Origin of the sequence: Bradyrhizobium sp. SZCCHNS3002, assembly GCF_032377435.1 — a bacterium.
Taxonomy (GTDB): Bacteria; Pseudomonadota; Alphaproteobacteria; order Rhizobiales; family Xanthobacteraceae; genus Bradyrhizobium.
In genome coordinates this window covers 1-12,827 of record NZ_JAUHHY010000004.1, presented here as the reverse complement: position 1 = coordinate 12,827, position 12,827 = coordinate 1, and the positions used below count along the sequence as shown (strand labels likewise).

Annotated in this window: 11 protein-coding genes; 6 read left to right on the top strand and 5 right to left on the bottom strand. The window is 59.0% G+C overall.

The genetic code is table 11. The features are described from left to right. Positions 1-31: 31 nt before the first annotated feature. Positions 32-994, bottom strand: coding sequence for an NAD(P)-dependent oxidoreductase (locus tag QW845_RS09805; RefSeq protein WP_315801403.1), 963 nt, complete (start codon positions 992-994; stop codon positions 32-34). 268 nt (positions 995-1,262) lie between these two features. Between QW845_RS09805 and QW845_RS09800 the strand changes: the two genes are divergently transcribed. The 5 genes from QW845_RS09800 (at position 1,263) to QW845_RS09780 (ending at position 6,050) form a co-directional block, all read left to right on the top strand. Then, positions 1,263-2,657: a glycosyltransferase family 2 protein gene (locus tag QW845_RS09800; protein ID WP_315801402.1), complete on the top strand. Its 1,395-nt coding sequence runs from the start codon at positions 1,263-1,265 to the stop codon at positions 2,655-2,657. Further along, positions 2,645-3,493, top strand: a complete 849-nt coding sequence (locus QW845_RS09795; RefSeq protein WP_315716383.1) for a DUF268 domain-containing protein — start codon at positions 2,645-2,647, stop codon at positions 3,491-3,493. Before QW845_RS09800 ends, QW845_RS09795 begins: the two co-directional genes overlap by 13 nt. Positions 3,494-3,501: 8 nt before the next feature. Continuing rightward, positions 3,502-4,128 carry an acyltransferase gene (locus tag QW845_RS09790; RefSeq protein ID WP_409997894.1) on the top strand — a complete coding sequence of 209 codons (627 nt, stop codon included), beginning with the start codon at positions 3,502-3,504 and terminating at the stop codon, positions 4,126-4,128. Beyond that, a complete protein-coding gene (locus tag QW845_RS09785; protein WP_315801400.1) occupies positions 4,125-4,940 on the top strand; it encodes a class I SAM-dependent methyltransferase in 816 nt (271 codons plus the stop codon). The genes QW845_RS09790 and QW845_RS09785 overlap by 4 nt, the downstream gene beginning before the upstream one ends. Positions 4,941-5,099: 159 nt before the next feature. After that, complete coding sequence (locus tag QW845_RS09780) at positions 5,100-6,050, top strand: glycosyltransferase (RefSeq protein WP_315801399.1); 951 nt, start codon at positions 5,100-5,102, stop codon at positions 6,048-6,050. On the opposite strand, the gene QW845_RS09775 is transcribed toward QW845_RS09780, so the two are convergent. The 4 genes from QW845_RS09775 to gmd all read right to left on the bottom strand — a co-directional run bounded on the left by QW845_RS09775 (position 6,051) and on the right by gmd (position 11,192). Then, on the bottom strand, positions 6,051-7,049 hold the full coding sequence (locus tag QW845_RS09775; protein WP_315801398.1) for an FkbM family methyltransferase: 999 nt from the start codon (positions 7,047-7,049) through the stop codon (positions 6,051-6,053). Beyond that, on the bottom strand, positions 7,028-7,753 hold the full coding sequence (locus QW845_RS09770) for a hypothetical protein (protein WP_315801397.1): 726 nt from the start codon (positions 7,751-7,753) through the stop codon (positions 7,028-7,030). The genes QW845_RS09775 and QW845_RS09770 overlap by 22 nt, the downstream gene beginning before the upstream one ends. Before the next feature lie 151 nt (positions 7,754-7,904). After that, positions 7,905-8,768 (bottom strand): ABC transporter permease, encoded by an 864-nt coding sequence (locus QW845_RS09765; RefSeq protein ID WP_315801396.1) that lies wholly within the window; start codon positions 8,766-8,768, stop codon positions 7,905-7,907. A 1,323-nt stretch (positions 8,769-10,091) separates the two neighbouring features. After that, the gene (gene gmd, locus QW845_RS09760) at positions 10,092-11,192 is read right to left on the bottom strand and encodes a GDP-mannose 4,6-dehydratase (RefSeq protein WP_315801395.1); all 1,101 of its coding nucleotides are present in this window, start codon (positions 11,190-11,192) and stop codon (positions 10,092-10,094) included. A gap of 904 nt (positions 11,193-12,096) precedes the next feature. Between gmd and QW845_RS09755 the strand changes: the two genes are divergently transcribed. After that, positions 12,097-12,827: NF038122 family metalloprotease (locus QW845_RS09755; RefSeq protein ID WP_315801394.1), on the top strand; the 731-nt coding region annotated here is incomplete at its 3' end.

Below are 12,827 nucleotides of genomic sequence, written 5' to 3'. Positions count from 1 at the left end.
GGTCTGCGGAGGCGGCCAGCTCGGCAGCCCCTCACTTGATGTTCGCGCCTTTGTTGCCCGTCCGCCACCATGCGGCATAGGCGGCAAGCCCATCTCTCAAGCTCCAACGATGCTCGAAGCCCAGGCTTCTTGACCGTGTGGCCGAGGCCTGCAGGTGGTTCGGATCACCAACGCGCGAATTTCCATTGAATCGGATCCGACAATCGACTCCCAATGCGCGGGCAAGCTCACTGGCAATGGACTCAACGCTGGATGCGACGCCAGTTCCGCCATTGACGATGAGGCACTGCGACGTTGCGTGCTGGGCCGCGATGAACCCGAGTTCGGCTGCGTCCTCCACGTACAGCATGTCCCTGGTCTCAGCCCCCGTCCCAAAGAGGGTAATTTCGTCGGACGCCTGCGAGAGTTTTCCAGCGACGTCCCACAGCAGCTGCTTCTGCAAGCCGGGACCGTACAGAGAGAAATAGCGGATCACGGCCGTTTTCAAGCCGAATGAGTGTGACGCCGATCGACATAGCAATTCGGCACAGAGTTTGTGTGCGCCATAGGGCGATACAGGAGCCAGCGAAGCGTCTTCGGCGATCGGTCCCGGCGCGGCGCTGCCATACACTGCCGCGCTGGAGGGAAGCACGAACACCGCTTCCGGCGCTGACCTGCGCAACGTATCGAGCAGCAGCGCGGTGCTGTCTACCGAGAGACGGAAGTCTCGGTAAGGGTCCGCAAGCGATGCGCCGATTGCGCCGCTGCCCGCGGCATGGAATACGACGTCGGGGGGGCCGACAAGCTTCAGGAGCTCCTTGATCGCTTCGTTGTCGATGATCTTCTCGATCCAGGCAGCCTTGCCTGAGACTTTGACGAGAGGGAGTGTGGCGATATCGACATCGGCAGCGCCGCCGAGCCCAATGCCAGCAATATCCCAGCCCCCCGCCGCAAAACGCGCGGCCACATGTCGGCCCAGGAAGCCACGGGCGCCGGTTATCCAAACGAGTGCCATACGTCAGAATTGCTCTTAGAGGTTCCGAAAAGGGATCGTCTCTATCGAGTTGATCGCCACGGTTAAGACGAGAGGGCGCGCGCCCCTGGGCGCAGGGTCAGCTCGGACGCTCGTGCGACGGCGAAACCCATGGACGTGGAGGGCATTTTCTACTTTCACGTGTGGATGCGCCAACTTGCAAACATGCCGGTCGTGGAGGTATACACCGTCTTAGGATTGTTTCCAACGATATCCATGCCTTCAGGCCGATTGCGGAGGAGGACAGCTGGTGAGTTCCTTCAAGGTGCCTGTAAGCGGGGTAGTGGAGCGCTTGATCGGATCTGAAGATGCGTGCGTAGGAACTGACAATCCGGTTTCGATTGATCGCGCAACCAAAGGGTGCGTTCACGTCGTTGTTCCCGTCTTTAATCGTTGGCAGTTCACCCAGCAGTGCGTCGAAGATCTGCGCCGTCAGACCTATCGACATTTGACGATCAACGTATCGGACGGCGGATCGACCGACGGCACGCGAGACAAGCTCGCTCGACTCTATCCGGATGTGGAGGTGATCCACGATGGGAAGGAGCGTTGGTGGGCCGGCTCTTGTGCGCTGGCCATTGAGCGGATACTGGCCAAAGCTGCGACGGATGACTTCGTTCTTTTGCTGAACAATGACACGAGAGTCCCTGAAAACTACATCGAAACCCTGGTTGCCTGGTCGTGGGCCCATGACGCGGCCGTTGGCGCAAAGGTCGTTGACAGTCGCGATCCGACGAGGGTCCTCGATGCCGGCGAGATGATTGATTGGGAGCGCTACGATTTCCCCATCAAAACAGAGATCGCCTCAGGCGAGCGGCATTGTGAAGACGTCGACACGCTTCCGGGCCGAGGTACCTTGATTCCGATCAAGATGATAAGAGCGGTCGGCAACATCGACGATCGGACCTTTCCACATTATATTTCAGATTACGACTTCTTTTGCCGGATCAAGTCTGCTGGTTTCAAGCTGCTTGTGTGTTACGACACAATGATTCTGGCTCATATCGAGGAGACCGGTATCGTACCGCAAGCCCAGTTGACCTTGCGGCAAGCCTGGCGCGAAATCTTCGACCGTAGGTCGATGACCAATCTCGGCGATCATTGGCGCTTCGTCTCCCGACATGCGCCCGCGCCGCTGCGCCCGCGGTTGCATCGCCTTTTGGTGGCGCAGGCGGCCGCAAAATTGCTGTTGCGCACGGAACTCGGCATTTTTTTTCTACCGCCGTATAAGGGCGCGCGTCTCGTCAGGAGAGTCATACGAGCCGTTGTACGCTTGATTAACGAGCCGGATGCTGCGCTCGAGTTCGCGCACTGGCCGCATGCGGTGAAGCTCGTTGCGCTGATGACGTTTGCTCCACGTCCCTTCCAAGGCGACGAGGCCGCCGCCAAAGGGTTGGATGTGTCGCGGCTTGTGCGCGATGGCGTATTGATCCTGCGGTTGCCGCCTGACTGGTATTGCTTCGGCACGCTGCAATGGGCAGGCCGGTCGGATGCTGCGCAACTGAACGATCTGCTGCGCACGTGCCGAGGGCCGAGCCTGTTGCAATATAGGGCCCTTGTTTCCTACAAGAGGGCACGCCAAGCGCATATACGGCTGGGTGATGATAGCGCGGCAGACCCAGGGCAAGCATCATGCAATCATTGAAGCAGTACATCAAAGGGCGCCTCAAGGCGCCGCTCGCGGAATCAAATTACAAACGATTTCTCGCGGACGGCAACCCGCCTTGGAAGCCAGGTTACGATACGCACAAGATCAAGTCGGTAACCGCCGCAATCAACGATCCCGCCTACGATCCCTACAAGCTCCCGGACGGTTTTGGTTGGCGCCTCGATGAACGTATCGTCGAGTATCCATGGTTCATGGCACGCCTTCCAGCCGGAAAGGGGCGGTTGCTCGACGCGGGGTCTACCCTCAACCACGCGCATGTGCTCGGTCATCCGAAGCTGCGCGAAAAGACCTGCACCGTTTCGACTTTGGCGCCGGAGCAGTGGTCTGCGTGGCAGTGGGGCGTGTCCTACGTTTATGAAGATCTGCGCGAAAGCTGTTTCCGGGACGCGTATTTCGATTGGATTGCCTGCATCTCGACGATCGAGCACGTTGGCCTGGACAACACGATGCTCTACACGAGCGACGGCACCAAGAACGAGACGGATACCGATGGGTACGTCTCTTGTCTGATGGAATTGCGCCGAATGTTGAAGCCCGGTGGGGTGCTCTTTCTGAGCATGCCATTCGGCCGACGAGCCAACCACGGTTGGTTCCAGATTTTTGACGCCGAAATGGTCGACCGGCTCGTCGAGCGATTCGCGCCGCAATCGTGCATCGAGACCATCTATCGTTACAGGGCGGAAGGGTGGACCGTTGGTGACCGGGAGAGCGCAAAGGACGCAACCTATTTCGACATACATAAGCAAAGCACTTATGATGATGATTACGCGGCGGCCTCCCGGGCTGTCGTGTGTCTTGAGCTGACGAAGTAGCACATTCCGTGACGCGCCGTGTTCGTGCATTTGCCGAAGGACTACTTGCTCGGCTCGTCCGGCCGCGGCATATGCCCTCGGCCGACGGGAGGATTGATCGCGCTCTGGCAGATATCGACCAGACTGCCGTTTTCTATCCGACGGCCAGTCTGCATACGCACGGGCACCCGCCAGAGGCGCTGCGGATCGGCGCTCACACGCACGTCCGTGGCGAGTTGTTGTTGTTCGGACACGGCGGACGTATTCGCCTTGGCGAGTATTGTTATGTGGGCGAGCAGACCAGAATCTGGTCCGCCAGGGAGATCAGCATCGGCAACCGCGTTCTGATCTCGCATATGTGCACGATCATGGATAATCTGACCCACCCGTTGGATGCGAGCGAGCGGCATCAGCAGTTCCGCGATATCATTACCGCTGGTCATCCGCGCAAAATCGACCTGGACGAGCAACCTGTCATCATTGAGGACGATGCGTTGATCAGTTGCCATTGCGTGGTGCTGCGAGGCGTGCGAATCGGCCGGGGCGCCGTCATTGGAGCGGGCAGCGTCGTCACCAAGGACGTTCCTCCGATGGTGATTGCGGCGGGCAATCCGGCCAAGGTCATTCGCGAACTCGATATGGAAGCAGTAAAATGACCGATGGCGCGATGAGCTGGGAGCAGGCGGTCTCCTGGTTGCGCAACCAGCCTGACCAGGCCAGTCTTGTGAAGGCGTGTTTCTTCGATGACCCGCTGTTGGCGGCTGCGCAGCGATTTCACGCCAGCTCCGAGTGGATTGCGACGCGATCATTGCTGACGAGCCCACCAGGGCGCGCCTTGGACGTCGGGGCGGGCAGGGGCATCGCGAGCTACGCGCTCGCGGCTGATGGCTGGCAAGTGACGGCGTTGGAGCCTGACCCGAGCGCGCTGGTGGGGGGCGGAGCGATCCGGGCGCTTGCGGGCGAGAGTGGATTGCCGATCAAGGTTGTGCAGGAGTGGGGTGAGACCCTGCCATTCGATAGCAACAGCTTCGATGTCGTACTCTGCCGTCAGGTGCTGCACCATGCGCGTGACCTGGGGCAGCTCTGTGCCGAGATTGGTCGCGTTCTGAAGCCGGGTGGAATTTTACTTGCCACGCGCGAGCATGTCATTTCACGACCCGAAGATTTGCCGGCATTCTTGGCGTCGCATCCGCTTCACAAGCACTATGGTGGCGAGCACGCCTATTTGCTTGCGGACTATCACTCCGCCATCGCCAATGCGGGCCTTGCTCTCGATCTTTCGTTGAACCCGCTTCAGTCCGATATCAATCTGTTTCCAATGACCTTGAGTGACCACCGGAAACTTGTCGCCAAGCGGCTCAGATTGCCATCGGTGCTTGTTCGTCCTTGGCTGATGTCATGGTACGGTAACCAGCTTGACGATCCAGGGCGTCTTTACACATTCAGAGCGCGCAAGCCTGCAAGCTGATGCCAGAGATTGAATTGTGAAGAGATCATTGTCGAACATTTGCAGAAAGCTCTCTTCGCAACAGATACGGGGAGTCGCGGGCGTGGATGATTCAACGAGCCCAATCCGGGTCTGCCCGTCCCGCAGCAGGTCGTGGTGTCGTGATCGCGAGGTGCTCTCGTGACTGACCGCGTGCCGCTTGCCCTTTTCACGTACAACCGCCCGCTGCACACGCGACGGGCGCTCGATGCGCTGCTGCGGAACGCGCGCTTAGAGGACGTCAAGATCATCATCTACTCGGACGCCCCGAAGCGACCCGAGCACGCCGAAGCGGTCGAGGCAACGCGACGGTTAGTTGCAGACTGGGCCGTGGTGAACGGCGCCGAGGTCGTCGTGCGTCCAGAGAATTTTGGTCTTGCTCGCTCGATCGCCGGCTCAGTCGATGAGCTCACGCGCGCTTACGGCCGGGTGATTGTCCTCGAGGACGACCTCGTTGCAGCTCCCGATTTTGTCCGCTTCATGCTCGAAGGGCTGGACCGTTATGCTGATGCCGCCGGTGTTGCGCAGATCTCTGGTTGCCACCTCAAAGGTACGGCCCAAGTAGCCGGAGATGCCTTCTTCATGCCGCTGACGACGACTTGGGGGTGGGCGACATGGGCGCGGGCATGGTCGCTATTTGATTGGCAGACGGACGGTATGCTCGATGAGCTTGCCCACGATGCCGGGTTCCGCAGCCGCTTCAGCCTCGATGGCGCAGCGGATTATGAAGCGATGCTGTCCGATCGCATTGCTGGCAAGAATGACTCTTGGGGCATTCTGTGGTGGTATGCCGTCGCCAAGGCCGGCGCGCAGGTTCTCTACCCGCGTACGAGCCTGATATGGAACGGCGGATTCGATAACTCCGGCGTTCATTGTGCGGGTAACCTCCCCTTCCAGCTCGAGGCTCCAGCTCAATTCAGTCGGACCATCTTGCCGGCGACGCTGCGAATGCCCGATCGGGTTGAGCCGGACATGGCAGCATTCAACGAGGTCTGTCTTTGGCTGCGGGCAGGTGTCTCTCCAGCCGTTGATCGTAGCGGCCTCGCAACACGACTGCGAGGGGCTTTGAAGCGTTGGGCCGGCCGCCGCTGATCAGGAGAAATCTGCGCCTGTCCGGGTCAGAATGACCGAATTGAAGAGCCGGAATCGGACTTCGTAATTCCTGGCGAGAAGATATCTGAGAGCGGGATCCTGGTGCATTTCGGCGAACGGTGTCGACAGCGCTTCGATGATGATCACGGCGGGCGCGTAAACGTCCCAATTGCCCGAACGCAAGACGGCCAGTTCTGCGCCCTCCACATCGACGCTGAGGAGATCGACGTTGATTCCGGGAGGCACGAACTCGTCCATGATACTTGCGAGCGTCTTCGGGCGAAGCTCGATTTCGCCAGTCTTGTCCCATCCAGCCGCGACGTAGCTGTCGGCGAGCTCTGCGTTGGTCGTGTTGAGGGCACCCTCGCGAAAGAGGTGCATCCGCACGGGGTCTGTCTGGTCCGACACCGCGAGTTCGAGGTTGACGTCTCGGGGCCGGAGCAGGCCGAACGAGCTCATGCTCCCGGGGGTTGCGTCGACATTGATGCCGCGCCATCCACGGCGGTAGAGCGCAAACGTATTGGAGAACCTGGTGGCGTGATGAGCGCCGATGTCGACATAGAAGCCGGAGCGACGATCACCGAATAGCCGCTTGAGCAGGATATCCTCTCCCTCCTGGCTGTAGTGGTGGCTGCTTCCGCCGAGCGCAGAGAAATGCTCGAGCAGAGCGTCAGGAATGTCGGCAGGGTCCAGGCCCGCACAGGCCCGCGTCAATAATTGCTTCCTCAAATCGAGCGGCAAGTGGTCGGCATCAGCAGCAGAAAAAGCCGCCGAAAGCAGCCGCCCGAGCTGGCTCGCATCCAGCTTCTGTTCGCTGAGCGATTTTTCGAGGATTTGTAAGCTGGAATCGATATCTATATGAGCGCCGATCCTGGCGAGCTGGACCGCCAATCTGGCGCGGTGCTCGGGAGCTATTCGGCGTCCGACGAACTGGATCAGCGATCGCGCCACGCTCGACAATCGAAAGCTAAGCGTGGTCACCAGTTGCTGCCCCTGCATGCTTCAATGCCTCCGACTGGTCGCGGATGATTGAGCCGGCCTCTGAGAATACTATCCGATCGCACCAGAAGCGATGTTGTCCAGCAATAGATGTTGATTGGGCCGAATCCGCTGAAATCCACCTGAAGGAAACCTTCACCACGAAAGAACTCTGCTACGTCGGTGTACCAGTCTGAATTGTCGAGCACGATGCAGCCGCCCGCGCTCAGGTGAGGCAGGGCTGCCCGCGCGCATTGATTGCGCCAGACCCCGTCGATGATGATGACATCAAATTCTCCTCCGATTTCGGATATGGCCCCAGCATATTCCGTGACCTCCTCCCGAAGAATGAGCTTTTCCAGTCGACTTGACCGATGCAGCATCTTCTCAAACCAGGCGGAATCATGCTCGACGGCGGTCACCTTGGCTCCCTTATTCGCCCAAAACAGGGACGAATTGCCGCAACCAAACTCGAAGATTCGCAGTCCTCTGGCGTCGAGCTGCTCGAAGTATTCCAGTGCGGGATATGTGTACCAGGGAACAGGTTTCCCATCGACGGCGACCGGCAGTTTCAGCTCGAGCGTTCGTCCATAGCCGTACTTGTTCACGAGGATGTCGAGAGCAGGCTCGAATGCCTTCGGCTCAGGCTTGGGCGTGGCATGCGCCAATGCGTTCGCGACTGTCCTCTGGACATAGGTGTTGATCCGATCTTTGAGCCATCTCATCTCAAGCATACTCCTGCGAGCTGGCCGGCGTCCGCCAAGCGAGTTGCTCGACGGATGGGCTCGCATGTGAATTGGGACTCGGGCCGCAACATTGTTTAACGGGAGGTCTTGTTTCTGTTCAATTTGCTGTCGCTGCCTGTCGTCGGCTCAGCTACAGCCGCTCCGCTACGAGGTCCTCGAGCAGGTAGAAGATCTTCAGCCCAACGATGACCAGAATCACGGTCGCGACGATCACCAGCAAAAACACCGGAATGTCGTTGGCTTGGTCGAGGCAGATCAGCGCACGAGGAACATCGATGAGGTAGGTCAACGGATTGCACTTGATCAGAAACTGTATGGTTGGGCTCTCGATGCTCGAGTGCAGGTATACCGCAGGCGTCAAGTACATCAGCAGAGAGAGCCCTTGCGTGGCGAGCGGCGTAAGGTCGCGCGCAATTGTGCCGAGCACTGCGAGCATCAAGCCAATTGCCGTCCCGAGCAGTACCATGGGCAGAACCAGCAATGGATAGGCGAGTATCCAGAGGCTGGGCCACCGACCCATGATCAAGAATACCGCCATCATCGTGATCATGCTGATGGCGATGGAATAGAAAACGCCTGCCAGTGAGCTCATGGCGAGCGCCAGCTTTGGAATCTTGGTTCGCAGAATGAGATCAGCCTGCGACTGCAGCCCACTGCTGACCGCTCCCATTGCGCCCGGTAGACATGCCCAGATGGTGGTGCCGACGAGAACATAAAGAGGGTATGGAATCTCTCCTTGGCCTGGCTTGAGAACGCCAATGGAATAAAGAAACAGGAAGCTGACGATCCCCAGGATCGGATTGAGAAGAGCCCAGAAATACCCGAGAATTTTCTGTCGGAATTGAGCGATGAAGTCGCGCCAGAAAAGGCGAGTTATCACGTGGCGAGAGTTCGATAGATCGAAGTAGGCTTGGCGCAGGCTCGACGTTAGTCCACCGCTGCGCTGTGTTGCCTCATAAATTGTAATCGTGTCCTGGCGGTCAGACTTGATCATCGCCACCTCGCGGGCTTCTCTCGTGTGGTCAAATTGTGATTCGCTGGCTGCCTCGTCGTCGATTTACGAGAGGCGGAATTCTCTGAGATCCCGCGCTATCGATCGAGACTTCCTGTGCATGCGGGTGTAAAGCCGGACGTGCCTTCTGAAACGGTGTCCTCCACATCAGTGGATCTTTGAAGGTTTTCCCGACATCGCGACGATTGCTCCACCACCGCGATAGCCAGCCGGCGGCGCTGAGCGCCGCACCTTTGGGTCCGTGTCACACACGGGGACGCTTTGAGCAAGTGGAATTCGCAATCTCACTCCGGCACAATCGGGCGATGCACGAGCAGTGCAGCGCGCCGATCTGGTGCCTCTGAGCCAGGCATTCTCCATATGCCGGCCACGATGGCAGGTTGTCGCGCTTGAGGCTGCTGCCAACCGGACAGGAGTCAGCAAATGGTTCAGCCACGCGGTGGGATGCAAGCAGCGATTGGGTGCATCAAGGTTAGCCGTCTGCAGCAACCGTAGAGGCAGTAGCTGACCGTATGATGATACCGAGAAGATTGCAAGCGGTCTCAATGGTGACTGTCAACCGTGGCAACGGGAGCGCCGCGATCTTCCAGTTACTTCGCCGCCTATTGGCGGTGCACGCCGCCGCCGAACCAGGTCGCGCACACGTCGAGCCTCGTGCATAGCCGCAAATGCTGAACGGGCTGCGGTTTGTCGAGGGATGCCTCGCGCGACGGACCGACCGATACGGAGGCTACAACGGATTATCGTCGTGCGGTCAGAATGAGATCTGACAACGCGCGACCGAGCGCGGCGGCCGTTACAGGTCCTGATAGGGCCGGCGGATAGCCGCTTCAAGTCGTGTGGGCCTGCCTCGCTGGGAGCAAAGCGCGAGTTCTGGCGAATCCGCCTTCGGCTCCTTGCCAGGGGATTCAGCGACCAAGGCCGATACTATGTCACCGGGTTCTCGCAGATCTGCGGAGGACGTTGGCGTTGGCGCCCGTGTGACCTTCAACGGCGGACGGCTGGGGCTTTGAGCTCACCGTCATTCTTTTCGACGCGGCCGCAACGATCGTGCTCCGGTGTTCTTCCGTTCAAGGGCTCAAAAGCCCGCGCCGATGGGCGTAGCCTTTGCGACGGACATCCTTCTACATCTGTTCGTGTAGCTATTCACCTGCTTGCGCACGCATTCGGCCGCGTGCGGCTGCGGCTCCCAACCTGTATTCAATGTCCTCCTGCTCTCAGGCATGCCACCGTTGACTGGGAGCACGAAAGCAGCCGCAGTCTGCTTCTCTCCCGATGAGCGAAAACGATGGCTGCCTAAGGTCTTCAGCTATTGACCGGTCTAGCCGCCGCCTCACGGCGAGCTTCAGCCAGGTCGCAAACGACCATCTCTTTCACCAAATCCCGAAAGCTCGTCTGCGCTTTCCAGCCGAGGCTCTTCCAGGCCTTTGTGGCATCTCCGATCAAGAGGTCGACCTCGGTCGGCCGGAAATATGCCGGATCGATGCGTACAACAATCCTGCCTGAAGCGGTATCGCGGCCCACCTCTTCGACCCCCTTTCCTTGCCACTCTATGCGACGACCGATTTCTCCAAAAGCAAGCTCTACGAATTCGCGTACCGAGCGTGTCTCTCCGGTAGCAAGAACAAAGTCATCCGGCTTATCCGCCTGCAGGATTGCGTGCATTCCCTTCACGTAGTCCCTCGCGTGTCCCCAGTCGCGCTTTGCTTCAAGATTTCCAAGGTAGATAGTGTCTTCCAACCCAACTTCTATTCTCGCAACTCCCCGCGTAATCTTGCGGGTAACAAAAGTCTCTCCGCGTATCGGGCTTTCATGGTTGAACAAGATGCCATTAGAAGCAAATATGCCATAGGCCTCACGATAATTTACTGTAATCCAATAGCCGTATAGCTTCGCAACTGCATAGGGAGATCGTGGATAAAACGGCGTGGTTTCCCTTTGAGGGACTTCTTGGACCAAGCCGTATAGCTCGGAGGTTGACGCCTGATAGAATCGCGTGTCTTTCTCCAGGCCGAGAATGCGAATGGCTTCTAACAGCCGGAGAACTCCGACTGCATCCGCATTGGCTGTGTATTCCGGGCTCTCAAAGCTGACGGCGACATGGCTCTGAGCTGCGAGATTGTATATCTCAGTCGGCCTGATCTGTTGCACCAACCGGATAAGATTGGTCGAGTCTGTCATGTCGCCGTAGTGCATCAGGAACGGGACGTCGCCGACGTGGGGGTCTTGGTACAGATGATCCACGCGAGCCGTGTTAAAGGACGACGATCGACGTTTGATTCCGTGTACCGTATAGCCGAGTCCCAGAAGATACTCAGCCAAGTACGCGCCATCTTGGCCCGTCACGCCTGTAATAAGCGCTACACGCCGTTTACGATCTTGTCCCACCACGTTCTCCTCGACCATGCTCGCTCTGCGAATTGTCAACAATGAAGGCGCGTCTAGATATCCGTCCTGGATGACCACGGTCCACGTGCTCTGTGACGCACGTGGACGGCGATCGAGTCTGCGCTCCGCGATATCATCTGCGATCGCCAAAGTCTAATGGTAGGCCTTCAAGGAAGCTAGGCCGACCGGTCGACGCAAAATTCGCTGTGCTCTTGGCGGCAACCGGTGCACAAGCGAGATCGGAACAACCCTCTTGGGAAAGCGCGCCGACAAAACTGCCGTGAGAGGCAGCCGCTGCAGCTCACTGCTCTATCTCAAGCCCGCCAGCTTGCCCCGGCCCGGTCAGGCCGAGTGATTCTCTGCGTTCGGCGGCCTCAAAGTGCTTCGGACGGGAGCCATGCACTGGCCAGTTGTCGCAACACCGACCCCAGGACATTTAATTCGACAAGATCCTGGGTGGCACCCTCGCGTCGATCGAACACTTCGATCAATACAAGTTCCGATCTCAAGAATCGAAGAAGGGTCGTCAAAGCCGGGGCAAACATTGCGGCAGCAGACGACGTTCAGTCGAATGGACGAGCCGACTGTAGGGCAGCTGGGCAATGCCCCACGATGGAAGCGAACTCAGCTCGCCAACGATCTGTTTCGCGGCAGAAGGCCCATGCCAATCCTCGCCCGCCGCTTTTTCTCGTCTGACCGCTCTCGTTAACCACTGAGCAAGACGATCAGGCGGATAGATATCGTTGGTTCGGTCGTGAATCGCTCATCGCTGGATCAATGGTCGAGCCATACGCCGTTCACGCAAGCAGCTGGGACTTAGGCAATGCCTGGGCTTTCGATCTCACAGTCGGTCACAAATTCGGCCCCTGACGATGCGGGGGTCTTACCGCCGACGAATCCGGTCGAGCTTCCCCAAGAAGCCGTGGAATCGCTGCTCGCCCAGGGCGATTTCGGCGGGATCGGCGCGGTCACCGCGGTGAGTGCCGGCGGTCTGACCATCAATCTGCTGTTCGACACAGCGGCGATGAATGCACCGGCGAGCTTTCGCGCCGGCATCCAGCAGGCCGCAGCGATCCTCACCTCGATGATCTCGGATCGCATCACCGTCAACATCAAGATCGACTATAGCGGCGTCGGCGGCGGCGCGGCAGCCGGTCCTGACGGCGGCCAGTGGATGAGCTATTCGAGCGTCAGGTCCAACCTGATCAACTATGCCAGCCCCGGCGATACCACCTTCAATGCCCTGCCGGCGGGATCCAGCATCCAGGGGCAGTCCTACGTCGCGGTGTGGAATTCCCAGCTCAAGCTGTGGGGCGGCCTCGGCGCCAACGATGCGACCACCGACGACGGCAGCGCGACGTTTGCGACCGACATCAATTCAAACCTGCTGGTCGGCGTGGCGCTGCACGAGCTGACGCACGCTTTCGGCCGCGTGCCCTACGGCCCGCAGCCCGACATCTTCGATCTGTTCCGCTTCTCCAGCCCGGGCGTGCGGCTGATGACCGGCGGCGCGACGGCGGGGACGGCGTATTTCTCGGTCGATGGCGGCTATACGAAGCTTGCCGATTACGGCCAGTCCTCGGACCCCAGCGACTTCCTGAACAGCGGCGTGCAGGGCGGCAACGATCCGTTCAACGAGTTCTACACCTACAG